The sequence below is a fragment of the Streptomyces sp. NPDC051133 genome (assembly GCF_040682635.1).
Taxonomy (GTDB): domain Bacteria; phylum Actinomycetota; class Actinomycetes; order Streptomycetales; family Streptomycetaceae; genus Streptomyces.
In genome coordinates this window covers 153,689-176,928 of record NZ_JBFBBK010000017.1, presented here as the reverse complement: position 1 = coordinate 176,928, position 23,240 = coordinate 153,689, and the positions used below count along the sequence as shown (strand labels likewise).

The following is a 23,240-nucleotide window of genomic DNA, read 5'->3' as shown; positions in this document are numbered from 1 at the left end:
TCGGGATTGCAAGCCAGGGCGCGGGCCCGGCATCCCTCGTTCACCGCGTGCCGCACGGTTCTGCGGGCGTCGGCCGGCCGGCCCGGCAGCCGGCGCGGTTGCCGTGGTGCCGTGGGGGAAATGGTCCGGTGCTTGTCGAGCATCCTCTTCCTCCCCTGAGCGGTGCCCGGAACGGTGGGGTCTCTCACTGTTCGGCTGACCTCTGGCGGCGCGGTCAAACACCGTCGGTGTCGCTGTCATCACGGCGGGACGGCCGGGTACCCGTGCGGTATGACCGATGTGGTGGACGCGGACGAGTTGTTGCGGCGCATCCAGCGGGGCCGGGCGCACGCGGCCGAGGCGGAGCGGTCCTGGCGCGAGCGGGCCCAGAGCCTGACGGCGACGGATCCGGACGGCGCGCGGGAGGCGGCGGTCCGGGCGCTGGCCTACGAGGCGGTGCTTCGGGTGCTGGAGGAGATCGTCAGCCCGGGCGGGAGGCCGGCGGCGGCGGACGGGGTGAAACAGGTCACGTGACCCGGTTCTGATTACCTGAAAGCGCGACAGATGGTTTATCGTTCATACATACGTGGTGCCGGAGCGGCCATGGAACCGTCCTTCCTCCCGCCCGCATCACCACATACGGCCCTGGCCGGCCTCCCCCGTCCGGCCAGGGCTTTTTCCTGCCCGCAGGCAGGTCGGATCAGGTGAGACACGGCGAAAACTCGTGTCCTTCGAGGTGCTCGGCGCGGTGGCAGGGGCTGAAATGGGCTTAGGGAAAGCCCCCGCACCGCCGCCGGCGAGGAGCCCCGCACCATGACCAAAGCGATCAAACTGCTCACCGCCCTGCCGCAAGCCCAGCGCGAGCGGCTGATGGAGCTGGCCAAGGAGGTCTCCTTCCCGGAGGACAGCCGCATCTTCGAGGCGGGCGGCGCCGCCGACCGGTTCTGGGTGATCCGCTCCGGGGCCGTCCACCTGGACCAGCAGGTCACCTCGCGGCAGCGGGTGACCGTGGCCACGCTCGGCGCGGGCGACCTGCTGGGCTGGTCCTGGCTGTTCCCGCCGTACCAGTGGGACTTCGGCGCGGTGGCCTTCAGCAACGTACGGGCCTACGAGTTCGACGGTCCGTCGGTGCTCGGGCTGTGCGTGGAGGATCCGCTGCTGGGGCTGTCGCTGGTGCGGACGGTGGCCGAGGTCCTCGCCCACCGTCTGGAGACCACCCGCGGCAAGCTGATGGACCAGTACACGCTCCGCCGGCACACCCCGCTGTAGGCCGTCAGACGCGGTAGCGGCGCAGCGCCGGCACGGCCGCGGCCAGGGCCAGCATCACGACGACGACCAGCGCGCCGCCGCCCGCCACGGCCGCGCGCGGCCCGAACGCCGAGCCGGCCGTACCGTGCAGCACGTCGGCCAGGCGCGGCCCGCCCGCGACCACCACCGTGAACACGCCCTGCATCCGGCCGCGCATCTCGTCGGTCGCGGCCGACAGCAGGATCGCGCCCCGGAAGACCATCGAGACCATGTCGGCGACACCGGCCGCGGCGAGGAAGGCCAGGGCGACCCAGAGGTTGCCGCTCAGTCCGAACCCGGCGATGGCCACGCCCCAGGCGACGACGGCCCCGATGACCAGCCGGCCGTGCCGGCGGGCCCGGGAGAACACCCCGGAGAACAAGCCGCCGAGCACCGCGCCGACCGGGATGCCGGCGAACAGCACGCCGAGCGCGAGCCCCTCGCCCCAGGAGGAGTACGTCTGCGCGGCCAGCTGCGGGAAGAGCGCGCGGGGCATGCCGAACACCATGGCGACGATGTCGGCGAGGAAGGACAGCAGCAGCACCTTGTGCCGGGACATGTAGGCGAAGCCGGCGGCTATCTCCCGGATCCCGGCCCGGCGGGCGGGCCCGTCCCCGAGCGGCGGCAGCGCGGGCAGCCGGAAGACCGCCCACACGGTCACGCACAGCGCCACGGCGTCGATGAGATACAGCTCGGGCAGCCCGATGACCGGGATGAGCGCGCCGGCCAGCAGGGGGCCCGCCACCAGTCCGGTCTGCATGACCGTGGAGCCGAGCGCGTTGGCGGCGGGCAGCTCCTCGGCGGGCACGAGGCGGGCGATGGAGGCGTTGCGGGCCGGGGCGTTGAGACCGAAGAACGCCTGCTGGAGCGCGAGCAGCAGCATGAGGACGACGACCGAGTCGAGCCCGGTGACGGCCTGCGCCCAGAACAGCAGCGAGGTCACCGCGATCCCGGTGTTGGTGACCAGCAGCAGCTTGCGGCGGTCCACGGTGTCGGCGACCGCCCCGCCCCACAGCGCGAACGCCACCATGGGCACGAGGCCGGCCAGGCTGGCGTAGCCGACCCAGGCCGAGGAGTGCGTGATGTCGTAGATCTGCTTGGGCACGGCGACCGCGGTGAGCTGGCTGCCGACGGCGGTGACGATGGTCGACGACCACAGGCGCCGGTAGGCGGGGATGCGCAGGGGGCGGGTGTCCATCGCCCAGCGGCGCCAGCCGCGCCGGGGCGGGGCCGACTCCGCCGGCTCCGCGGCCTCGGGTCGGGTCGTGCTGCTCTCGCTCGTGTCCACGGGTGTCCTGTTGCCGGTAGAGGTTGCTCGTTACATCTTTTCGATTCGAGAGCCTAACTATCTCAGCATCCGCCGCGCACGCCGAGCCGCGGTCTCAGGATCCGGCCAGGAGCGAGGCGCCCAGCGCCAGCATGGTGACGGCGACCAGGCCGTCGAGGACCCGCCAGGCACCGGGCCGGGCCAGGTGCCGGCCGAGCAGCCGGGCGCCGAAGCCGAGCGCGGCGAACCAGCACAGGCTGGCGACGGCGGCGCCGAGCCCGAAGGTCCAGCGCAGCGGGCCCCGGTCGGCGGCGAGGGAGCCGAGCAGGAACACGGTGTCCAGGTAGACGTGCGGGTTGAGCCAGGTCATCGCCAGGCAGGTGAGCACCGCCCGCCTGCGCGAGCCCGCGGCCTCCCCTTCGGCGCTCAGGCCGGCGGTGCCGGGCCGCAGGACCCGACGGGCGGCGAGGGCGCCGTAGCAGAGCAGGAAGGCACCGCCGACGATCCCGACCGCCCGCACCGCGCCCGGCCAGGCCACCACGACCGCGCCGACCCCGCCGACCCCGAGCGCGATGAGCACCGCGTCGGACAGGGCGCAGATGCCGACGACGGCGAGGACGGCGTCACGGCGCACCCCCTGCCGCAGGACGAAGGCGTTCTGGGCGCCGATGGCGACGATCAGGGAGAGGCCGGTGCCGAATCCGGCGACCGCGGCGGTCAGGGCGTGGTTCATGACTCGAACCTAAAAAGGTGACGCTCACAAGTACAGCTAATGTTTCTTACGTATCCTTAGCGCTCGTGATGTCGGAGCTTCCCCTGGAGCAGGTGCGGACGCTGCTCGCCGTCGTGGACGAAGGCACCTTCGACGCCGCCGCGGCCGCCCTGCACGTGACTCCCTCGGCGGTCAGTCAGCGCGTCAAGGCGCTGGAGCAGCGCACCGGCCGGGTGCTGCTGCAGCGGACCAAGCCGGTGCGGCCCACCGAGTCGGGCGCGGTGCTGGTGCGGTACGCCCGGCAGCTGGCTCGGCTGGAGCGGGACGCGTGGGGCGAACTGGGGCTGAGCGGCGCCGGGGAGCCGACGCGCGTGTCGGTGGCGGTGAACGCGGACTCGCTGGCGACCTGGTTCCTGCCGGCGCTGACCCGTGTCGCGGGGCTCTGCTTCGAGCTGCACCGGGAGGACGAGGACCACACGGCGGCGCTGCTGCGCGAGGGCCTGGTGATGGCGGCGGTGACCTCCTCGCCGGATCCGGTGCCGGGATGCACGGTCCGTCCGCTCGGCCGGATGCGTTATCTCCCCGCGGCCGCACCGGAGTTCGCCCGCACCCAGGTGACGGGACGGCCGCTCGCCGACGCCCTGACCGAGGCGCCCGTCGTCGTCTTCGATCGCAAGGACGACTTCCAGGACGGTTTCGTCCGCCGGCTGGGCCGGGCCTCCGCCGGTCCGTTCCGGCACTCCGTGCCCACCTCGGAGGGGTTCCTCGACGCGGTCGCCGCGGGGCTCGGCTGGGGCCTGCTCCCGGAGGCCCAGGCCGGTCCGCTGCTGGCGGAGGGCCGGCTGGTGCTGCTCGCTCCGGGGCAGTGGATGGACGTCATGCTGCACTGGCAGCAGTGGAAGCTGGACTCCCCCGCGCTGGCGGCGCTCGCCGACGCGGTGACGGCGACGGCCGCGCGGGCGCTGCGCACCTGAGCCCCCGCAGAGCAGGCTCCCGCACGGCCCCGGCGCAGTACGGTGGGCGCGCGGCGGCGGCGCCTGCGGGCGGCCGGTTCACGCCCGGACGCTCCGCCGCCGGTGCCCGGCCGGGCACGGGCGTCCGCGGCCCGGAGGCCATCTCGCCTCGGTGCCCGGCCTGTTGAGCGCGTACGGCTCCGCCGCGGGCCCGCGCCGAGTGTGACCGGATCGCGCCGACCGCCCGATCCCCGGGCGGTTGCGCTGTTTCACGCCGTCCCCATCGGTCACCCGAAACCTGAGAACGCATTCGACAGACACGGACGACTCGATCCGACCCGGGAGACATCCATGGACAACTGGCGCGACCATGCCGCGTGCCGCAGCGAGGACCCCGATCTGTTCTTCCCCATCGGCACCACCGGACCCGCGCAGGTGCAGGCCCAGCACGCCAAGGCGGTGTGCGGTCGCTGCCCCGTCCGGGAGCAGTGTCTGGACTGGGCGCTGGACACGGGCCAGAGCATCGGCATCTGGGGTGGTACGACCGAGCTGGAGCGCCGTGCGCTGCGGCGCCGCCTGCGTTCCCGTCCGCGTTCCGGCTGACCGCGATCGCGCGGCGGGGGCTCAACGGCCCCAGCGCGGCGCGGGGTTCCCCGCCGCCGCTCCCGCCGGGCCGTCCCGGCCCCGGCGGCGTCGATCACGTCGTCGGCGCTCCGGCACAGCGGTTCGGCACCGGTCGCCGGCGGTTCGTCGTCGGCCACGAGCGGTTCGGCGCCGGCCGCGAGCGGTTCGTCGTCGGGGCCCCGGCCCGTCTCCCGGCCCGTGCGGATCCGGGGACGGACGCCGGGGCCCTTGTCGTGCGGCAGGTGCGCGCAGTCGTCCACGTCGGCGGGCCGCCGCCCCGCTCAGCCGGCGTCGGGGGGCCGGCCGGCCGCCGGGAGCCGCAGCGTGAAGACCGCGCCCGCGCCGGGCGCGGCCGCCGCCTCGGCGCTGCCGCCGTGGGCGGCGAGCAGGTGGCGCACGATGGGCAGGCCGAGGCCGCTGCCGCCGGTGCGGCGGCTGCGGGACTTCTCCGCGCGCCAGAACCGCTCGAACACGTGCGGCAGGTCCTCGGCGGCGAGGCCCGCGCCCGTGTCGGTGACGGTGAGGACGACGTCGCCCCCGTCCCCGCGGGCCTCCAGGGTGACCGTGCCGTCGGCGGGAGTGTGCCGCAGCGCGTTGGAGACCAGGTTTCCGAGTGCCTGCCGCATCCGCACCGGGTCGGCGTCCAGCCAGACGGCGGGGTCGGCCTCGGTGCGCAGCGCGACCCCGGCCGCGTCGGCGGCGACGCGGTGCGCGGCGGCCACCTGGTCGAGCAGGTCGCCGGCGCGCAGCGGCTCGCGGTGCAGGCGCAGGGTCCCGGCGTCGGCAGCGGCGAGGTCCTGCAGGTCGTCGATGATGCGCTGGAGCACCAGCGCCTCGTCGTGCAGCGAGGCGAGCAGGGCCGGGTCGGGGGCGACGACGCCGTCCCGGACGACTTCCAGCCAGCCGCGGATGTTGGTGAGCGGGCTGCGCAGCTCGTGCGCGATGTCGCTGACCATCGCCTTGCGCTGGGCCTCCAGCCGTTTCCGGCGTTCGGTCAGGTCGTTGAAGGCCTCGGCGAGGATGCCGGTCTCGTCCCGGGTGGTCACGGGCACCCGCACATGCAGCTCGGGCGGTTGCTGCGCGGCCTCGGTCAGCGCCCGCAGGGGCCGTACCAGCCTCATCGCGACGACGGCGGTCACGGCGACGGTGACCGCGAGGACCAGGCCGGCCGCGCCGACCACCTTGGCCTTGTTGGCCGGGGACATGTCGAAGCGGGAGGGGTTCTGGTCGCCGATGCCGAGGAACAGGTCGGCGACCGGGGCGACGTACGGCTGCAGTTGGGTGCGGCGGGCGGCCAGGAGGCACGTACGGGCCGCGCGTTCGGCGCCGCCGCCCTGCTTGGCGTACTTGGCGAGGAGGTAGCGCCCGTCGAAGGGGTCCTTGCCGCTGGGGTCGAAGGTGAGGAACAGCGGCCCGCCGACGTCCACTCCGGCCTGCCGCAGACACGGCCGGGCGAGGTCGGTGAGGGCGGCCAGGGCCGTACGCTCGGTCGGCGTGGGGGTGTTGAGAAGGCCGTCCTCGCACGCGTCGGCGCCGTACGCCGCGGGATCGGAGCCGTCCGGGGTGGTGACCACGGGCCGCCCGCTCTCCGTCCGTACGACCGTGGACCGGAGGCCGTAGCGCGCGTAGCACTGCTTGCGCTTGGCGGCGAGCGCGTCGAGCGCGGCGCGTTCCTTCGCCGGGAGCCGGTAGGGGCCCACCACGCGCGGGTCGATGCCGCTGAGCTGGGCGCCGCTCTCGCTGTAGGTGTCGGTGCGCAGCGGGTCGACGGCGGCGGCGGGCCGGGGCGGCAGCGGGGTGCCACGGGGCGCGGAGTCGGCGACGAAGGTACGGTCGGCGGTGGTGACGGCGATCCTGCGGCCGGTCCGGGCGGCCAGCTCCCGGACGGTGGCGCGGACGCCCGACCAGTCGGAGTGGGTGGCCGCGTAGCCGCTGAGCCGGGCCAGGATGCTGTTGTCGGCGGCGAGGTCCTGGCCCTGCTCCTCCTTCAGGGCGCTGGTGGTGGTGGTCACCGCGAGCCAGGCGGTGGCCGCCACCGAGCAGACGGCGATCAGGGCGGAGACGAACAGCAGCCGGACGAGGAGCCGTTTGCGCAGCGGTATCCGGCGCTTCACGGCCGGGCACCGCTCAGCTTGTAGCCGACGCCGAACACGGTCAGCAGCCGTCCGGGCCGTCTCGGGTCGGCCTCGATCTTGCGGCGCAGGTTCATGATGTGCACGTCGACGGCCCGTTCGGTGGAGGCCCGGTCGAGTCCGCGGGTGCACTGCAGCAGCTGGCGCCGGGTGAACACCCGGTCCGGCTCCCCGGCCATCGCCAGCAGGATCTGGAACTCGGCCGGTGTGCACTCCACGGGTACGCCGTCGCAGCGCACCTCGTGCCGTACGGGGTCGACGCTGATCCCGGCGGCCCGTACGGCCGGGTCGTCGTCCCGGGCGCCGGCGCCCTGGCCGCTGCGCCGGAGGACCGTGCGGATGCGGGCCATCAGCTCGCGCGGACTGTACGGCTTGGTCATGTAGTCGTCGGCGCCGAGTTCCAGGCCGAGCAGGACGTCGTCCTCGGCGGAGCGGGCGGTGAGCACGACCACGGGGATCTCCGGGTCCCGCGCATCGGCGCGCAGCGCCCGGCACACGCCGAAACCGTCGATGACCGGGAGCATCAGGTCCAGGACGACGAGGTCGGGTCCGAGCCGGCGCGCGGCGTCGAGCGCCGCCGCCCCGTCGTGCACGACGGTGGCGGTGTGTCCCTCCGCCAGCAGGGTGCGGCGGATCAGTTCGGCCTGCTTCTCGTCGTCCTCCGCGACCAGCACATGTGCGCACACGAGTTCGGATCTTAGGCGGCTCAGCGGGCGAGCCAGTCGGCGTACCCCATGACGACGACCGGGTGCCGGGCCGGGTCGAGGGTGCGCAGCAGGTCCTTCATGTGGGCCCTGGCCACGCTGACGCAGCCGTGCGTGGGCCCGCCGTGGTCGACGTGCAGCCACACTCCCCCGCCCCGGCTCGGGCCGAGGGGACGGGTCCAGTCCAGGGGTGAGGTGCCGGGCCTGCGGTTGTAGTCGATGGCGATGACGTAGTCGAAGGCCCCGTCGAGGGGTTCGCCCTCGAAGCCGGTGCCGGGCAAGTGGAAGCCGCGGGACCGGTGGTACGGGAGCTTGCTGCCGGGGTCGGGGAGCAGGCCCCCGGCGTCGGAGAGGGTGTAGACGCCGAGCGGGGAGCGCAGGTCGCCCCCCATGTGGTGGGGGCTCCAGCCGCGCAGCGCGTTGTGGGCGGGCCAGGCGGCGCCGGACTGCCAGCCGGTGGCGGTGCGCCGGTGCAGGACGACCGTGGACCGGTTGGAGTCCTTCCCGCGTCCGGTGACGACGACGGCCTGCTCGCACCGCTCGGGTATCGCCGCCGACCGCGCGGCCCCGAGGCCGGGTATGCCCTGGGGCGCCTGCTGGGCCTCGATCCGGCCGCTGGGGGTGGGCGCCGCAGGGGTGGGGGGAGTCCGCCGCTCGGTCGCCTCGGCTCCGCCGCCGCAGCCGGTGAGCAGCAGCGGGGAGGCGAGGAGTGCGACGGCGGTTCTGCGATGGATCATGAAGTCGAGACTGGCGGACAGTTGTTTGGAAGTGGTGAGGGTTCAGGGGCGGTTCGGCTTGCCTTTCCCGTACAGCCAGGTGTGGAGCAGCGGTTGCAGCCGCTTCCCCGACGTCTGCTCGGCGAGCCGCACGAACTGGGCCGTGGTGCCGTGGCCGCCCCGGTGCCCGGTCGCCCAGGCGCGCAGGATCCGGAAGAAGTCCCGGTCGCCGACGGCCCGCCGCAGCTCGTGCAGGGCCATGGCACCGCGGGCGTAGACGGGGGTGCCGAAGATGTTCGCGCCGCTGCCCGGGTCGCCGGGCGGGTAGGCCCACAGGGGATCGCCGGCGGGGCGGGCGTAGAGGGCGTCGAAGGACTTCTGGGCGCTGTCCCCGCCGTGCTGCTCGGCGTAGAGCCACTCGGCGTAGGTGGCGAAGCCCTCGTTGAGCCAGATGTCCTTCCAGGCGGTGAGCGAGACGGAGTCGCCGAACCACTGGTGGGCGCTCTCGTGGACGAGGGTGCCGAGGCCGGGAGCGGAGTCGTACAGCGGCCGGGTCTGGGTCTCCAGCGCGTAGCCGACGCCGGGGGCGTGGTCGACGACGGCGCCGGCCGCCGGGAACGGGTACGGCCCGAACAGCTTGCTCTCCCAGGCGAGCACGGAGGGCAGCTTCTTCAGCACGGGCGCGGCGGCGCTCGCCTCCCGGGGGTCGACGGCGTTGTACACCTGGACGCCGTCAGGGGTGGTATAGCGCTCGACCCTGAACTTCCCGACGGTGGCGGTGGCCAGGTAGGCGGCCATCGGCCGGGTCTCGCGCCACCGGAAGGTGGTACGGCCGTGGGCTGTGTGCTGTCCGAGCAGCACGCCGCCTGCGACGGCGGTGCGTCCCTCGGGGACGGTGATCGTGAAGTCGTAGGACGACTTGTCCTTGGGGTGGCTGTTCGCCGGGAACCAGGTCATGGCGCCCTGCGGCTCGCCCGCGACGAACGCGCCGTCGTCGGTGGGGATCCAGCCGTCCGGGGAGCCGTCGGGGTCGGTGACCGGCTTCGGGGTGCCGTGGTAGGCGACGGTGACGCGGAACTGCCGGCCCGCCCGCAGGGCGCGGCGCGGGGTGACGACGAGTTCCTGGCCGTCGCGCCGGAAGGCCGCCGCGGCGCGGTCGACGGTGACGCCGGTGACCTTCAGTCCGGAGAGGTCGAGGTCGAAGCGGGTGAGGCGCTGCGTGGCGCGGGCCGTGAGGACGGCCGTGCCGTCGAGACGCCGGGACGCGGTGTCGTAACGCAGCGTCAGGCCGTAGTGGCGGACGTGGTAGCCGCCGTTGCCGCTGAGCGGGAAGTAGGGGTCGCCGGCGCCGGCGGTGCCGGTGGTGCCCGCCGCCGCGGGGCCGGCGGCGCCGATGAGGGCGGCCAGGGCGACGGGGACGGCGGCGAGGACCGCCTCGCGGGGGAGGACGGCGGTTCGGCGGCGTACGGGCTGTCTGCGGGGTGGCGTCACATGCGCTCCTCGGGGGTGGCTGATGATCGGCTGGCCGACAGACTAGGCGCGGTACGGGCCGGGCTCACCCCTCCTTCAGGTCAAGTGTCGCGCCCGGGCGGCCGGCGCCCGCCGCAGTAGGCTCGCGGGAGAGTCCGCGACCCGAAAGGCCCGACCGTGAGCGTGCGCGTACGCCGGATCTACGAACCGCCCGAGCCCGACGACGGTCTGCGGGTGCTGGTCGACCGGCTGTGGCCGCGGGGACTCGCGAAGGACGCGGCGCACGTGGACGAGTGGCCCAAGGGGCTGACCCCGTCGAACGAGCTGCGCACGTGGTACCACGCCGGGGGCTCGTACGAGGAGTTCCGCAGCCGCTACGAGGCGGAGCTCGACGCCCCCGGGGCCGCCGAGCTCCTCGACGGCCTGCGCACGGCCGCCCGCGAAGGGAGCGTGACCCTGCTGACGGCGTCGAAGGCACCGGTACAGAGCCACGCCACCGTGCTGGCGGAGCTGATCAAGGGCTGAGGTCAGCCGGTCTGCCGGGCCGCGTGCCGGCCGGCGGCGCGCCCCGAGAAGAGGCAGCCGCCGAGGAAGGTGCCCTCCAGCGCGTTGTAGCCGTGCACGCCGCCGCCGCCGAAGCCGGCCACCTCGCCCGCCGCGTACAGCCCCTCGATCGGCGTGCCGTCGGCGGCGAGGGCCCGCGAGTCGAGGTCGGTCTGGATGCCGCCGAGGGTCTTGCGGGTCAGCACGTGCAGCCGGACGCCGATGAGCGGGCCCGCCGCAGGGTCGAGGATGCGGTGCGGGCCGGCGACCCGGCCGAGCCGGTCCCCGATGTAGCGGCGGGCGTTGCGGATGCCCTGGACCTGGGAGTCCTTGCTGTAGGGGTTGGCCATCTGCAGGTCGCGGGCCTCGATCTGGCGGCGCACCTCGGCCGCGTCCAGCAGCGGCTTGTCGGTCAGGCCGTTCATCTTCCCGACCAGCTGCTCCAGGCTGCCGGCGGTCACGAAGTCCGCGCCCTTGTCGAGGAAGGCCTGCACCGGCGCGGGCGCGCCCTTGCCGAGCACCCGGTCGCGCAGCACGGCCCTGCGGTCCTTGGCGGTGATGTCCGGGTTCTGCTCGGAGCCGGAGAGGGCGAACTCCTTCTCGACGATCTTCCGGGTGAGGATGAACCACGAGTGGTCGTAGCCGGCGATGTCCTCGGTGGTGCGCAGGTACTTGAGCGTGCTGAGGGTGTCGTAGCCGGGCAGGCAGGGGTCGGGCAGCCGGCGGCCGAGGGCGTCCAGCCAGATGGAGGACGGGCCGGGCAGGACGCGGATGCCGTGGCCGGGCCAGATGGGGTCCCAGTTCTGCAGGCCCTCGGTGTAGTGCCACATCCGGTCCCGGTTGACCAGGCGCACTCCCGCCCCGGCGCTGATGTCGAGCATCCGGCCGTCGACGTAGGCGGGGACGCCGGTGACCATCTCGGCGGGGGGCGTGCCGAGCCGCTCGGGCCAGTAGCGGCGCACGATGTCGTGGTCGGCGCCGATGCCGCCGGTGGTGACGACCACGGCCTGGGCGGTGAGTGCGAAGTCGCCGGTGCGGTCGCGGTTGGAGGCGACACCGCGCGGCGAGGGGTCGTCGGCGAGGACCGTGCCGCGCACCCCGCGCGCCGTGCCGTCCTCGATGACCAGCTCGTCCACCCGGTGGCGGTGGTGGAAGGTGAGCAGCCCGTCCCGGGCGGCCTGGCGGGCGTACCGTACGAAGGGCTCGACCACGCCGGTGCCGGTGCCCCAGGCGACGTGGAAGCGCGGCACGGAGTTGCCGTGCCCGTCCGCCCTCAGGTCGCCGCGCTCGGCCCAGCCGACGGTCGGCAGCAGCTCGATGCCGTGTCCCTGCAGCCAGGAGCGCTTCTCGCCGGCCGCGAACCCGACGTAGGCGCGCGCCCAGCGCACCGCCCAGGAGTCCTCGTCGTCCAGCCGGTCGAACTGCGCGCTGCCCCGCCAGTCGTTCCAGGCCAGGTCGAAGGAGTCCTTGATGCCGAGCCGGCGCTGCTCGGGCGAGTCGACGAGGAAGAGTCCGCCGAAGGACCAGAACGCCTGGCCGCCGAGGTTGGCGGCGTTCTCCTGGTCGACCAGGGCCACCCTGCGGCCCCGGCTGGTGAGTTCGTGCGCCGCGACCAGGCCGGCGAGACCGGCTCCGACGACGATGACGTCCGCGTCCATGGCGTCCGTGTCCTTCCTCAGATCCTCGATGAAGAGCCGCTGCCGTCCGTGAGCAGCGCGGTGAGCAGCTGTTTCAGCCAGACCCGGGCGGCTTCGACGTCCTTGTCCAGCAGCAGTTGGGTGGTGACCCCGTCGTACGCGGCGACCACGGCGTGCGCGGCGCCGTCGGCGTCGCCGAGGACGGCGGGGAGAGCGGTGTCGCCGCGGGCCCGGGAGAGCCGGTCGGCGATGGCCGCGCGGAGCCGGGCGCGGTGGTCGAGGAGCGCGTGGGCGACGGCGGCGTCGCGGGCGGCGTGCACCAGGAAGTCCGTCTTGACCAGCAGCCAGTCCACGTCGAGCAGCAGCACCTCGGTGACCCGGTCCACGGAGGCGCGGACGTCGAGGTCGGGGCCCTCCTGGGCGAAGGCGTCAGCCACCTGGGCGGCGATGAGGTCGGCGCGCTCCTGGTACAGGGCGAAGAACAGCTCGTCCAGGGCGGCGAAGTTGGAGTAGAAGGCGCCCCGGCTGAACCCGGCGGCGTCGCAGACCTCCTCGATGGAGACCCGCCCGAAGCCCTTGGCGGCGAACACCTGGAACGCGGCGTCGAGCAGCCTGGCGCGGGTGCGGACCCGGCGCCGGGTGACGCGTTTCGGCGTGTCTTCCATCGGTGGTGCGCTCCTTCGGAAATTCGATACGCGAATGTATCCGATACACCGGTGTATCGAAAGAGGGTGCGCACACCCGATGCGCACACCCGGCCGCACCCGTGGACCACATCGATCAATAGGAACGTATTTTCGATTCAGGAGTACGCTGGGCCCATGTCCACTCACCTCCAGGGCTCCCTGTTCGACCAGACCGACGAGCTGCGGCTCGGCCCGCTGGACGGCCTGCGCCGGACCGTGCTGGGCGCCGGCGCCTGGATCGACGTCCTGCCCGGCTGGCTGAGCGGGGCCGACGCCCTGTTCGAAAAGCTCGCGGCGGACGTCCCGTGGCGGGCGGAGCGGAGGAAGATGTACGACAACGTGGTGGCCGTACCGCGCCTGCTGGCCTTCTACAGCGCGCACGACCCGCTGCCCGACCCGGTACTGGACGAGGCCCGTGACGCCCTCTCCCGGCACTACGCGGGCGAGCTGGGCGAGCCGTTCACCACCGCCGGGCTGTGCTTCTACCGCGACGGCCGGGACAGCGTGGCCTGGCACGGGGACCGGATCGGGCGGGGGGCCCGCGAGGACACCATGGTCGCGATCCTCTCCGTCGGCGCGCCCCGGGACCTGCTGCTGCGCCCGGCGGGCGGGGGCACGGCGCTGCGGCGCCCGCTGGGACACGGAGACCTCATCGTGATGGGCGGCTCGTGCCAGCGCACCTGGGAGCACTGCGTACCGAAGACCGGCCGGGCGGCCGGGCCCCGCATCAGCATCCAGTTCCGGCCGCACGGTGTGCACTGACGGCCGCGGGCTCCCCCCTGCGCACGACGGTGCCGGATCTGGTTGGCTGTCCCGCGACGATCAGCCGCTCAGGGGCCCGGAGAGATCATGACCGCAGACGTAACCCAAGTCGCCGACGACACCTACCTGGTGCACGGTCACCACACCAACTGGGTCATCCTCAAGGACGGTGACGCCGTCACGCTGATCGACACCGGGTACCCCGGCGACCGGCAGGGACTTCTCGAATCCCTCGCGGCGGTGGGCAGTTCCCCGGACGCGGTGGCCGCCGTACTGATCACGCACGCGCACAACGACCACCTGGGCTCGGCCGAGTACCTGCGCTCGGCCCACGGCATCCCGGTCCATCTGCACCCGGCCGAAGTCCCCCACGCGCGACGGGACTTCCTCCAGCAGGCCACGATCGGTGACGTGGTGCGCAACGCCTGGCGGCCCGGAGTCGTGTCGTGGGCGCGGCACGTCATCCAGGTGGGCGGCACGCAGCACAACCCGGTCGTCGCGCCCGAGCCCTTCCCCGGCGAGGGCCCGCTCGACCTGCCGGGCCGCCCGGTTCCGGTGCACACGCCCGGCCACACGGACGGCCACTGCGTCTACCACCTGCCCGGGGCGGGCGTCGTGATCTCGGGCGACGCCCTGGTCAGCGGGCACGCGACCTCACGGATCAAGGGCCCGCAGATCCTCCTCGACTTCTTCCACCACGAGCGCGCCCGGGTCGTGGCCTCCCTGGACGTGATCGGCGCGCTCGACGGCGACACCCTGCTGCCCGGGCACGGGCCGCTCCACCGGGGTTCGGTGCGGGCGGCGGCCGAGCAGGCACGGGACCGGGCCTCCTAGAACACGCGCGCGGGGCCTTAGGGTTCGTGCCATGGCCTTGCAGATCAGCGCCACGAACCCGGAGCACCCCGCGCTCCTGCTCGCCCTGCCCTGGGACGTGCCCCTGGAGGAGTGGCCCGAGGAGTACCTCGTGCCCCTCCCCCGCGGCATCTCCCGCCATGTCGTGCGGTACGCGCACGCCGGCGACGAGGTGATCGCCGTCAAGGAGCTGGCCGAACGGCCCGCGCTGCGCGAGTACGGGCTGCTGCGCGACCTGGACCGGCTCGGCATCCCCGCCGTCGACCCGCTCGCGGTGATCACCGGCCGCACCGATCCCTCCGGCGCGCCGCTGGAGCCGGTGCTGGTCACCCGGCACCTGCGCGGCTCGATGCCGTACCGGTCGATGTTCGAGACGACCATGCGCCCGGCGACCATGCACCGGCTCATGGACGCCCTCGCCGTGCTGCTGGTCCGGCTGCACCTGGCCGGGTTCGCCTGGGGCGACTGCTCGCTGTCCAACACCCTGTTCCGGCGGGACGCGGGTGCCTACGCCGCCTATCTGGTGGACGCCGAGACCGGCGACCTGCATCCCCGGCTGAGCCCGGGGCAGCGGGAGTACGACCTCGAGCTGGCCCGGGTGAACATCGGCGGGGAGCTGCTGGACCTGGAGGCGTCCGGCGCGCTGCACCCCTCCGTCGATCCCGTGGAGTTCGGGCACGAGATCTGCACCCGCTACGAGGGGCTGTGGCAGGAGCTGACCCGCACCTCGGTGTATCCGGCGGGCAAGTACCACTACATCGAACGCCGGATCCGCCGCCTGAACGAGCTGGGCTTCGACGTCGCCGAGATGCAGATCGAGCACTCCTCGGGCGGCGACACGGTCACCTTCGTGCCCAAGGTCGTCGACGCCGGGCACCACCAGCGCCAGCTGCTGCGGCTGACCGGGCTGGACGCCGAGGAGAACCAGGCGCGGCGGCTGCTGAACGACCTGGAGAGCTGGATGGCCACCCAGGACGACTACGCCCCGGGCGACCCCCTGGCCGCCCGGCCCGAGGTGCTGGCCCACCGCTGGGTGCGGGACGTCTTCCGGCCCACCGTGCGCGCCGTCCCCCTCCGGCTGCGCGGCACCATGGACCCGGCCGAGATCTACCACGAACTCCTCGAACACCGCTGGTACCTGTCCGAGCGCGCACAGCACGACATAGGCCTCGGCACCGCCGTCACGGACTACATCGACAACGTCCTGCCGAAGGCCCGGGCCACCCTGGAGCCCACCACCCCCGACTGACTCACTCGTGCGGGACCACGGCCACCGGGCACTCGGCGTGGTGCAGCACCCCGTGCGCGACCGAGCCGATCCGGGCGCCGACCGCCGTACGGTGCGCCCGGCGTCCGACGACCATCAGCTGGGCGTGCCCCGCCACCGAGAGCAGCACCTGCGCCGCGCTGCCCATCTCGACGTGCTCGGCCACGGACACGTCCGGGAACCGCTCCCGCCACGGCCGCAGGGCCTCGGCCAGCGCCTGCCGCTCGTACGGCTCCAGGCCGCCCGCGTCGTCCAGCAGCTTCAGCGAACCCGGGCTGTAGGCGAAGACCGGCGGCAGGGTCCAGGCGCGCACCGCCCGGACGGTCGCGCCGCGGGCCGCCGCCGTCTCGAACGCGAACCGCAGCGCCTCCGCGCTGTCCTCCGGTTCGCCGTGCTGGCCCACGACCACGTCCCGCCCGGCCGCCTCGGCCGCCGGCCGGTCCTCGGCGCGCACCAGGACCACGGGCCGGGTCGTCTCGGCGATCACCTGCTGGCCGACCGAGCCCAGCAGGAAGCCCATGACGCGCCCGTGGCCGCGCGAGCCGAGCACCAGCATCTCGGCCCGCGCCGCCGCACCGGCCAGCGCCTGCGCGGCCTGGCCCTCGGCGACGTCCACGCTCACCTCCAGCTCCGGATGGAGCGCCGAGACCTTGCGCACGGCCTCCGCCACGCCCTCGGACACCCACCCGTACTGGGTGTCCCGGTCGGCCGTGGCCGGCGACTCGGCGTAGCGCCAGGCGTGCACGACACACAGGGGCAGCCCCCGGCGCACGGCCTCCCGCGCCGCCCAGTCCAGCGCGGCCAGGCTCTCCTCCGTACCGTCCACTCCTGCCGTGATCGGGCGCGTCATGCGTGGGCCTCCTCAGTCGTCGTTCACTCGTGGTGCTGATGCCCACTATCGGGCACCTCGCGCACGGGCACGACGATCTTCCGGGCGGAGAGCGAAGCCCGGCGATCGAACATACGATGGCCTCGAACCGGTGCGGTGCCGGCGGCGCCGCACCGTGGATCCAACCGCTCGGGGTGGGAGAGGTATGGCACAGGCCGCCGACGCAGCGCGGACCGTCATTCTGACCGTGGACGACGACCCGGGGGTCTCCCGCGCCGTGGCCCGCGATCTCAGGCGGCGCTACGGCGAGTCGTACCGGATCGTGCGCGCGGAGTCCGGGGAGTCCGCGCTCGATGCGCTGCGCGAGCTGAAGCTGCGCGGCGACCTGGTGGCGGTGGTCCTGGCCGACTACCGCATGCCGCAGATGAACGGCATCGAGTTCCTGGAGCAGGCGCTCGACGTGTACCCGGGGGCGCGGCGGGTGCTGCTGACCGCCTACGCGGACACCAACGCGGCGATCGACGCGATCAACGTGGTCGACCTCGACCACTATCTGCTCAAGCCCTGGGACCCGCCGGAGGAGAAGCTCTACCCGGTCCTGGACGACCTGCTGCAGGCGTGGCGCAACAGCGCCTACAAGCCCGTGCCCAGCACCAAGGTCGTGGGGCACCGGTGGTCGGCGCGGTCCTCGGACGTACGGGAGTTCCTGGCCCGCAACCAGGTGCCGTACCGCTGGTACTCGGTGGACGAGCCCGAGGGACGGCGGCTGCTGACCGCCGCCGGGCAGGACGGACAGCGGCTGCCGGTGGTGGTCACCCCGGACGGTACGGCGCTGGTCGAGCCCGAGGCGCCGGAGCTGGCCGCGCGGGTGGGCCTGGCGACGACACCGACGGCCGACTTCTACGACCTCGTCGTGATCGGCGGCGGCCCGGCCGGACTCGGCGCCGCCGTGTACGGCGCATCGGAGGGCCTCAGGACCGTGCTGGTGGAGCGGTCGGCGACCGGCGGGCAGGCCGGGCAGAGCTCCCGGATCGAGAACTACCTCGGCTTTCCCGACGGGGTCTCCGGCGCCCAGCTCGCCGACCGGGCACGGCGGCAGGCGGCGAAGTTCGGCGCCGAGATGCTGACGGCGCGCGAGGTGACCGGCCTGGAGGCCAACGGCGCCGCCCGGATCGTACGGTTCGCGGACGGCTCGGCGATCGCCGCGCACAGCGTCATCCTGGCGACCGGGGTGCAGTACCGGCAGCTGGAGGCGCAGGGCTGCGCGGACCTCACCGGCTGCGGGGTGTTCTACGGGTCGGCGCTGACCGAGGCGGCCTCCTGCCAGGGGCAGGACGTGTACATCGTCGGCGGCGCCAACTCGGCGGGCCAGGCGGCGATGTACCTGTCCCGGGGCGCCAAGTCGGTGACGCTGCTGGTGCGCGGGGCGGACCTGTCGGCGTCCATGTCCTACTACCTGATCCAGCAGATCGCCGAGGCGCCGAACATCTCGGTGCGCAGCCACACGGTCGTGGACGCGGCCCACGGGGCGGACCGCCTGGAGCGGCTGACGCTGCGCCACACGGTGAGCGGGGAGACCGAACAGGTCGACGCCCAGTGGGTGTTCGTGTTCATCGGCGCCGCCCCGCTGACCGACTGGCTCGGCGACACGGTGCTGCGCGACGAACGCGGGTTCATCCTGGCCGGCCCCGATCTGACCGCGGACGGGCGGCCGCCGGCCGGCTGGGAGCTGGACCGGCCGCCGTACCACCTGGAGACCAGCGTCCCCGGCGTGTTCGTGGCGGGCGACGCCCGCGCCGATTCCGCCAAGCGTGTCGCGTCCGCCGTCGGAGAGGGAGCCATGGCCGTGATGCTCGTCCACCGGTACCTGGAGCAGTCATGAGCGGGCAGGTCGTGCCGTGCAGCCCGAAGGAGATCGGCTCGCTGTTCCTCTTCGAGAAGCTGAGCCCCGAGCAGCTCGGGCGGCTGTGCTGCGAGGGGCGGGTGGAGCTGTTCCAGCCCGGCCCGGTGTACACCGAGGGTGACCCCGCCACCTGCTTCTTCGTGATGATCGAGGGCTCGGTCGTGCTCTCCCGCCGGGTCGGCGGCGACGACGTGGAGGTCTCCCGGACCTCGCAGCGCGGGGCGTACGCGGGCGCGATGCAGGCGTACCTCGGCGACCGGGTGCGGCAGGTGTACACCAACTCGATGCGGGTGACGGAGCCGACGCGGTTCTTCGTGCTGCCGGCGGACATCTTCGCGGACGTGATGAGCGAGTGGTTCCCGATGGCCGTGCACCTGCTGGAGGGCCTGTTCTTCGGCGTGAAGAGCACCCAGGCCGCCGTCGGGCAGCGGGAACGGCTGCTGGCGCTCGGCTCGTTGTCGGCCGGGCTCACGCACGAGCTGAACAACCCCGCGGCGGCGGCCGTCCGGGCCACCGCGACGCTGCGCGAGCGGGTGGCGAAGATGCGGCACAAGCTCGCCGTGATCGCCGAGGGGCCGTTCACCCGTGACGCGCTGGCGAGCCTGATCGAGATCCAGGAGCGCACCGCCGAGCGGGTCGCCAAGGCGCCGGTGCTCAGTCCGCTGGAGGCCGCCGACCGGGAGGACCTGCTCACCGACTGGCTGGAGGACCACGGCATCGACTACGGCTGGCAGATCTCCCCCACGTTCGTGCAGGCAGGACTCGACGTCGACTGGCTGGAGCAGGTCGCCGCGGCCGTGGGCGAGGAGATCCTGCCGGGCGCGGTCGGGTGGCTCAACTACACCGTCGAGACCGAGCTGCTGATGACCGAGATCGAGGACTCGGCCACCCGTATCTCGCACCTCGTCGACGCGGCCAAGCAGTACTCGCAACTGGACCGGGCGCCCTACCAGGTGGTGGACGTGCACGAACTCCTGGACAGCACCCTGCTGATGCTGTCCGGGAAGATCGGCCCCGGCATCACGATCGTGAAGGAGTACGACCGCGCGCTGCCGCCGGTGCCCGGCTACCCGGCGGAGCTGAACCAGGTGTGGACCAACCTCATCGACAACGCGGTCTCCGCCATCAACGGCGCGGGCGGGCAGGGCACGGTGACGGTGCGGACCGCGATCGACCACGAGCGGGCGCTGGTGGAGTTCCGGGACACCGGTCCCGGCGTGCCCCCGGAGATCAGGGACCGGATCTTCGACCCGTTCTTCACCACCAAGCCGGTCGGCGAGGGCACCGGGCTCGGCCTGGACATCTCCTGGCGGATCGTCGTCAACAAGCACCACGGCACCCTGCGGCTGGAGTCGGCGCCCGGCGACACCCGCTTCCAGGTGCTGCTGCCGCTGACCGCCGAGACGCCCGAGACACCCGAGACGGCCGAGGCACTCGAGTCGGCCCAGGCGCCCGGCTCACCCGAGAAGCAAGCGGAGGACACCGTATGAGCACCGCCGAGGGAATCGACCCGAGCGTCCCGCCCAGTGGCACCGGCTGCGTCGAGTGCGACGAGGCGGGCGGCTGGTGGTTCCATCTGCGCCGCTGCGCCCAGTGCGGGCACATCGGCTGCTGCGACGACTCCCCCGCCAAGCACGCCACCGCCCACTACCGGGCGACCGGGCACCCGGTGATCCGCAGCTTCGAGCCGGGCGAGGGCTGGTTCTGGAACTACGCCACCGACGAGATGTACACCTCCGGCCCCGAACTCGCCGCCCCGGCCGCCCACCCCGCCGACCAGCCCGTCCCGGGCCCGGCGGGACGGGTGCCGGCGAACTGGGCCGAGACCCTGCGCTGAACCGTCCGCGCACGCGGGGGCCGGTGGTGTCGGTGGGGCATGCCAGGATGGGGGCGTGTCGCAGACCGCCTTCACCACACCGCCCTTGATCGGACGTGACGAGGAACTGGCCCGGCTGACGGGCGTGCTGGAGCGTGCCCGCGGCGGTGAGGCGCGGGCGATGCTGCTCGCCGGGGACGCGGGGGTGGGCAAGACGCGGCTGCTGGACGAGGTCGCCGTGCGGGCGGCACGGGCCGGGGCGACGGTGGTCACCGGGCACTGTGTGGACCTCGGCGACGTCGGCCTGCCGTATCTGCCGTTCACCGAGATCCTCGGCGTGCTCGCGGCCGACGAGCGCTTCACGGCCGTCCTGGCCGCGCATCCCGCGGTGGACCGGCTGCTCGGCTCCGGCGCGGACGCCGTGGGCGGCCCCGACGCGCGGCTCAGACTCTTCGAGGACGTCGCCGGGCTGCTCGCCGACCTCGCCGCCGTGGCGCCGCTGCTGGTCGTCCTGGAGGACCTGCACTGGGCCGACCAGTCCTCCCGGGACCTGCTGCGGTTCCTGCTCGGCCGGGGCGTGCCGCACCGGCCGGGACCCGGCGTACCGCACCGGCGGCCGGCGGTCCTCGCCTCCTACCGCGCCGACGACCTGCACCGCCGCCACCCCCTGCGCCCCCTCCTGGCCGAGCTCATACGGCTGCCGGCGGTGGAGCGGCTGGAGCTGCGCCCGCTGCCGGATCCACAGGTCGCCCGGCTGGTGCGGGCGCTGGAGGTGCAGCCGCTGCCGGAGGCCGTCGTGCGCGGCATCGTGGCCCGCGCGGAGGGCAACGCGTTCTACGCGCAGGAGCTGTTCGCCGCGGCCCACGGGGACGCCTCGGGCACGAGCGGAGCCGAGGGCGTCGCCGAGTACGCCGGCGGGGTGCCCAGCGGGCTCGCCGAACTGCTGCTCATCCGGGTCGAGCAGCTGCCGGAGACCGCCCAGCAGGTGCTGCGGACCGCCGCCGTGGCCGGACGCCGGGTGGAGCACGATCTGCTGCGCGACGCGGCCGGACTGCCCGAGGACGGGCTGGAGGCGGCGCTCCGGGAGGCCGTGGGACGGCAGCTGCTCGTCCCCGGGGACGGCGGCACGTACGCCTTCCGGCACGCCCTGACGCGCGAGGCGGTCTACGCCGACCTGCTGCCCGGCGAGCGGTCCCGGCTGCACGGCGCGTACGCCCGGCTGCTCACCGCCCGCGGGCGTGCGCCCGAGACCGCGGCGGAGCGCGCCCATCACGCCCGCGAGAGCCATGACCTGCCCGAGGCGCTCGCGGCCTGTCTGGAGGCCGCCGACCACGCCCGGCGGCTCGGCGCCCCCGCGGAGGAGCTGCGCCATCTGGAGACCGCCCTGGACCTGTGGCCGTCGGTGCCTTCACCGGTGCGGCCCGACTCCGAGGAACTGGACCGGATCACGCTGACCCTGCGCGCCTCGGCGGCGGCCGCGCACGCCGGGGACGGCCACCGCGCGGTGTCGCTGACCCGCGCTGCGCTCGCCGGGATCGGGCCGGACTCCGACTCCGAGCTGGCGGCCCGGGTGCGGTACACGCTCGCCGGGAACCTGCTGACCGTGGACAGCCTGACGGCGGCGTTCCGGCACAGCAGCGAGGCGCTGGCGATGATCCCCGCCGAGCCGCCGTCGCGGACCTGGGTGTGGGCGGCGGCCACGCATGTGATGGCGGCCCGTCAGGTCGGCGAGGACGACACGGCGTTGCGCGTGGCCCGGCAGGCCCTGGCCGTCGCCGAGGAGCTGGGCCTGCGCGCGGCCCGGGCCGATCTGCTGATCTCGCTGGCCGGCCTGGAGGGCGGCGGCCGGCGCAGCCCGGAGGGCCTGGAGCTGCTGCGGCGGGCCAGGGAACTGGCCCGCGCCGCCGAGGACGCGCCGCTGGAGATGCGGGCGGTGTTCAACCTGGCCATGGGCGCCTTCGAGTCGGGCGACCGGCAGGGCTGCCTGCCGGTGCTGGCCGAGGGCCTGGAGCGGGCCCGCCGGGCCGGGCTGCTGTCCTCGGCGTATCCGCTGGGGATGCGCTATCTGCAGCTGCTGGTGCTGTACTCGGTGGGCCGCTGGGAGGAATGCCTCCAGGCGGCGGCGGAGGCTGCCGCCACGCTCCCTCCGGCGGGCACGGGCTGCGCGACCGGTCCCGTGCTGTACGTGGCGCTGGGCCGCGGTGACGACAGTGCGGTGCCGCGCGCCCGGGCCCTGCTGCAGGGCCCCTTCGACTGGATGGGCACGCTCGTCGCCGGGATCGTCCTCACCGACGCCGCCGCGCTGCGGGGGGACCCGGAGCAGGCCCTCGGGCACCTGCGGGCGACGACCGAGGCGCTGTCCGCCGGTACGGCACTGCGGCCGGGCGTGACGGTCCGGCTCGCCGCGCTCTGCCTGGCGGCGATCGCCGACCGGGCGGCCGGCCCGCATCCCGGCGGCGACGGTGACCTCGCGGGCTGGAGGGACACCGCGGCGGAGCTGGTGGAGCTGGCACGGGCCACGGCCCGGCAGAACCACGACGGGCGGGAGCAGGGCCCGGAAGGGCAGGCGTGGCTGGCCCGCGCGGAGGCGGAGTGGGCGACGGTCGTCTCCGGGCCGGATCCGGCGGCGTGGGAGAAGACGGTCGCGGCGTTCTCGGACGACGACGTGTACGAACTGGCGCGGTGCCGGGTGCGGTACGCGCAGGCGCTGCTGGCCGCGGAGCGGCGCCCGGAGGCGGCGGAGCAGGCGGGGCTGGCCCGGGAGACGGCGGCCCGGCTGGGTGCGGCCCCGCTGCTGGAGCGGATCGAGGCACTGACCCGTCGGGGCCGCCTCACGGCCTCCCCCGTCGCCGTGTCGCTCACCGCGCGGGAGCGGGACGTGCTGCGGCTCCTGGCCCGCGGCCGCAGCAACCGGCAGATCGGCGAGGAGCTGTTCATCACCGGCAAGACGGCCAGCGTGCACGTGTCCCACATCCTCGCCAAGCTCGGCGCCGCGAGCCGCACGGAGGCGGTGGCGATCGCCCACCGCACGGGCCTGATCACACCGGAGCCGACCGGCTCGGGGTGAGCGGGACACGGCGAGCGGGACGGGGCGAGCCGGG

At 74.1% G+C, this 23,240-nt stretch carries 21 protein-coding genes and 1 pseudogene; 12 read left to right on the top strand and 10 right to left on the bottom strand.

The window, feature by feature from the left end:
• Nucleotides 1-270 precede the first annotated feature (270 nt).
• Nucleotides 271-513 (top strand): hypothetical protein, encoded by a 243-nt coding sequence (locus AB0N17_RS19585; protein ID WP_366012625.1) that lies wholly within the window; start codon nt 271-273, stop codon nt 511-513.
• A gap of 279 nt (nt 514-792) precedes the next feature.
• Nucleotides 793-1,248, top strand: coding sequence for a cyclic nucleotide-binding domain-containing protein (locus tag AB0N17_RS19580; RefSeq protein WP_366012624.1), 456 nt, complete (start codon nt 793-795; stop codon nt 1,246-1,248).
• Nucleotides 1,249-1,252: 4 nt separating this feature from the next.
• Here AB0N17_RS19580 and AB0N17_RS19575 read toward each other — a convergent pair whose 3' ends face one another.
• Nucleotides 1,253-2,554, bottom strand: coding sequence for an MFS transporter (locus AB0N17_RS19575; RefSeq protein ID WP_366012623.1), 1,302 nt, complete (start codon nt 2,552-2,554; stop codon nt 1,253-1,255).
• A gap of 94 nt (nt 2,555-2,648) precedes the next feature.
• Nucleotides 2,649-3,266 (bottom strand): LysE/ArgO family amino acid transporter, encoded by a 618-nt coding sequence (locus AB0N17_RS19570; RefSeq protein ID WP_366012622.1) that lies wholly within the window; start codon nt 3,264-3,266, stop codon nt 2,649-2,651.
• 65 nt (nt 3,267-3,331) lie between these two features.
• Between AB0N17_RS19570 and AB0N17_RS19565 the strand changes: the two genes are divergently transcribed.
• A complete protein-coding gene (locus AB0N17_RS19565; RefSeq protein WP_366012621.1) occupies nt 3,332-4,219 on the top strand; it encodes a LysR family transcriptional regulator ArgP in 888 nt (295 codons plus the stop codon).
• Nucleotides 4,220-4,549: 330 nt separating this feature from the next.
• Nucleotides 4,550-4,801, top strand: coding sequence for a WhiB family transcriptional regulator (locus tag AB0N17_RS19560; protein WP_366012620.1), 252 nt, complete (start codon nt 4,550-4,552; stop codon nt 4,799-4,801).
• Nucleotides 4,802-4,884: 83 nt separating this feature from the next.
• Here the strand turns inward: AB0N17_RS19560 and AB0N17_RS19555 are convergent.
• From AB0N17_RS19555 to AB0N17_RS19535, 5 genes and pseudogenes are all read right to left on the bottom strand, one after another.
• Nucleotides 4,885-5,082, bottom strand: a pseudogene (locus AB0N17_RS19555) (DUF6098 family protein); the annotation flags it as partial.
• A gap of 21 nt (nt 5,083-5,103) precedes the next feature.
• Complete coding sequence (locus AB0N17_RS19550; RefSeq protein ID WP_366012619.1) at nt 5,104-6,936, bottom strand: HAMP domain-containing sensor histidine kinase; 1,833 nt, start codon at nt 6,934-6,936, stop codon at nt 5,104-5,106.
• Nucleotides 6,933-7,640 (bottom strand): response regulator transcription factor, encoded by a 708-nt coding sequence (locus AB0N17_RS19545; protein WP_366012618.1) that lies wholly within the window; start codon nt 7,638-7,640, stop codon nt 6,933-6,935. Before AB0N17_RS19545 ends, AB0N17_RS19550 begins: the two co-directional genes overlap by 4 nt.
• A gap of 20 nt (nt 7,641-7,660) precedes the next feature.
• On the bottom strand, nt 7,661-8,395 hold the full coding sequence (locus tag AB0N17_RS19540) for a L,D-transpeptidase family protein (protein ID WP_366012616.1): 735 nt from the start codon (nt 8,393-8,395) through the stop codon (nt 7,661-7,663).
• 42 nt (nt 8,396-8,437) lie between these two features.
• Nucleotides 8,438-9,865, bottom strand: coding sequence for a M1 family metallopeptidase (locus tag AB0N17_RS19535; protein ID WP_366012615.1), 1,428 nt, complete (start codon nt 9,863-9,865; stop codon nt 8,438-8,440).
• Between the two features lie 156 nt (nt 9,866-10,021).
• Between AB0N17_RS19535 and AB0N17_RS19530 the strand changes: the two genes are divergently transcribed.
• The gene (locus AB0N17_RS19530; protein WP_366012614.1) at nt 10,022-10,369 is read left to right on the top strand and encodes a DUF488 family protein; all 348 of its coding nucleotides are present in this window, start codon (nt 10,022-10,024) and stop codon (nt 10,367-10,369) included.
• Nucleotides 10,370-10,371: 2 nt separating this feature from the next.
• On the opposite strand, the gene AB0N17_RS19525 is transcribed toward AB0N17_RS19530, so the two are convergent.
• Together AB0N17_RS19525 and AB0N17_RS19520 are read right to left on the bottom strand one after the other, a co-directional pair.
• Nucleotides 10,372-12,045 (bottom strand): FAD-binding dehydrogenase, encoded by a 1,674-nt coding sequence (locus AB0N17_RS19525; RefSeq protein WP_366012613.1) that lies wholly within the window; start codon nt 12,043-12,045, stop codon nt 10,372-10,374.
• 17 nt (nt 12,046-12,062) lie between these two features.
• Nucleotides 12,063-12,689 carry a helix-turn-helix domain-containing protein gene (locus AB0N17_RS19520; RefSeq protein WP_366012612.1) on the bottom strand — a complete coding sequence of 209 codons (627 nt, stop codon included), beginning with the start codon at nt 12,687-12,689 and terminating at the stop codon, nt 12,063-12,065.
• Between the two features lie 156 nt (nt 12,690-12,845).
• Here AB0N17_RS19520 and AB0N17_RS19515 point away from each other — a divergent pair, with 156 nt between their 5' ends.
• The 3 genes from AB0N17_RS19515 to AB0N17_RS19505 all read left to right on the top strand — a co-directional run bounded on the left by AB0N17_RS19515 (nt 12,846) and on the right by AB0N17_RS19505 (nt 15,573).
• Complete coding sequence (locus AB0N17_RS19515) at nt 12,846-13,472, top strand: alpha-ketoglutarate-dependent dioxygenase AlkB (RefSeq protein ID WP_366012611.1); 627 nt, start codon at nt 12,846-12,848, stop codon at nt 13,470-13,472.
• 87 nt (nt 13,473-13,559) lie between these two features.
• Entirely contained in the window at nt 13,560-14,306 is a 747-nt protein-coding gene (locus tag AB0N17_RS19510; RefSeq protein WP_366012610.1) for an MBL fold metallo-hydrolase, read from the top strand.
• A gap of 31 nt (nt 14,307-14,337) precedes the next feature.
• Nucleotides 14,338-15,573, top strand: coding sequence for a DUF4032 domain-containing protein (locus AB0N17_RS19505; RefSeq protein WP_366012609.1), 1,236 nt, complete (start codon nt 14,338-14,340; stop codon nt 15,571-15,573).
• A gap of 1 nt (nt 15,574) precedes the next feature.
• Here the strand turns inward: AB0N17_RS19505 and AB0N17_RS19500 are convergent, their stop codons facing one another.
• Complete coding sequence (locus AB0N17_RS19500) at nt 15,575-16,441, bottom strand: universal stress protein (RefSeq protein WP_366012608.1); 867 nt, start codon at nt 16,439-16,441, stop codon at nt 15,575-15,577.
• Between the two features lie 184 nt (nt 16,442-16,625).
• Here AB0N17_RS19500 and AB0N17_RS19495 point away from each other — a divergent pair, with 184 nt between their 5' ends.
• Genes AB0N17_RS19495 through AB0N17_RS19480 form a run of 4 tightly spaced genes read left to right on the top strand, consistent with a single transcriptional unit; the run spans nt 16,626 to nt 23,206 of the window.
• On the top strand, nt 16,626-18,302 hold the full coding sequence (locus AB0N17_RS19495) for an FAD-dependent oxidoreductase (protein WP_366012606.1): 1,677 nt from the start codon (nt 16,626-16,628) through the stop codon (nt 18,300-18,302).
• The gene (locus AB0N17_RS19490; RefSeq protein ID WP_366012605.1) at nt 18,299-19,813 is read left to right on the top strand and encodes an ATP-binding protein; all 1,515 of its coding nucleotides are present in this window, start codon (nt 18,299-18,301) and stop codon (nt 19,811-19,813) included. Before AB0N17_RS19495 ends, AB0N17_RS19490 begins: the two co-directional genes overlap by 4 nt.
• A complete protein-coding gene (locus tag AB0N17_RS19485) occupies nt 19,810-20,160 on the top strand; it encodes a UBP-type zinc finger domain-containing protein (protein ID WP_366012603.1) in 351 nt (116 codons plus the stop codon). Before AB0N17_RS19490 ends, AB0N17_RS19485 begins: the two co-directional genes overlap by 4 nt.
• Nucleotides 20,161-20,215: 55 nt before the next feature.
• Nucleotides 20,216-23,206, top strand: a complete 2,991-nt coding sequence (locus AB0N17_RS19480) for an AAA family ATPase (RefSeq protein ID WP_366012602.1) — start codon at nt 20,216-20,218, stop codon at nt 23,204-23,206.
• Nucleotides 23,207-23,240: the final 34 nt, after the last annotated feature.

Excerpts from the sequence above, each read along its gene's own strand:
- AB0N17_RS19580 (WP_366012624.1), top strand. The coding sequence starts at position 793 with ATGACCAAAGCGATCAAACTGCTCACCGCCCTGCCGCAAGCCCAGCGC.
- AB0N17_RS19520 (WP_366012612.1), bottom strand. The coding sequence starts at position 12,689 with ATGGAAGACACGCCGAAACGCGTCACCCGGCGCCGGGTCCGCACCCGC.
- AB0N17_RS19500 (WP_366012608.1), bottom strand. The coding sequence starts at position 16,441 with ATGACGCGCCCGATCACGGCAGGAGTGGACGGTACGGAGGAGAGCCTG.
- AB0N17_RS19490 (WP_366012605.1), top strand. The coding sequence starts at position 18,299 with ATGAGCGGGCAGGTCGTGCCGTGCAGCCCGAAGGAGATCGGCTCGCTG.
- AB0N17_RS19540 (WP_366012616.1), bottom strand. The coding sequence starts at position 8,395 with ATGATCCATCGCAGAACCGCCGTCGCACTCCTCGCCTCCCCGCTGCTG.
- AB0N17_RS19560 (WP_366012620.1), top strand. The coding sequence starts at position 4,550 with ATGGACAACTGGCGCGACCATGCCGCGTGCCGCAGCGAGGACCCCGAT.
- AB0N17_RS19505 (WP_366012609.1), top strand. The coding sequence starts at position 14,338 with ATGGCCTTGCAGATCAGCGCCACGAACCCGGAGCACCCCGCGCTCCTG.
- AB0N17_RS19585 (WP_366012625.1), top strand. The coding sequence starts at position 271 with ATGACCGATGTGGTGGACGCGGACGAGTTGTTGCGGCGCATCCAGCGG.
- AB0N17_RS19515 (WP_366012611.1), top strand. The coding sequence starts at position 12,846 with ATGTCCACTCACCTCCAGGGCTCCCTGTTCGACCAGACCGACGAGCTG.
- AB0N17_RS19525 (WP_366012613.1), bottom strand. The coding sequence starts at position 12,045 with ATGGACGCGGACGTCATCGTCGTCGGAGCCGGTCTCGCCGGCCTGGTC.
- AB0N17_RS19485 (WP_366012603.1), top strand. The coding sequence starts at position 19,810 with ATGAGCACCGCCGAGGGAATCGACCCGAGCGTCCCGCCCAGTGGCACC.
- AB0N17_RS19510 (WP_366012610.1), top strand. The coding sequence starts at position 13,560 with ATGACCGCAGACGTAACCCAAGTCGCCGACGACACCTACCTGGTGCAC.
- AB0N17_RS19495 (WP_366012606.1), top strand. The coding sequence starts at position 16,626 with ATGGCACAGGCCGCCGACGCAGCGCGGACCGTCATTCTGACCGTGGAC.
- AB0N17_RS19570 (WP_366012622.1), bottom strand. The coding sequence starts at position 3,266 with ATGAACCACGCCCTGACCGCCGCGGTCGCCGGATTCGGCACCGGCCTC.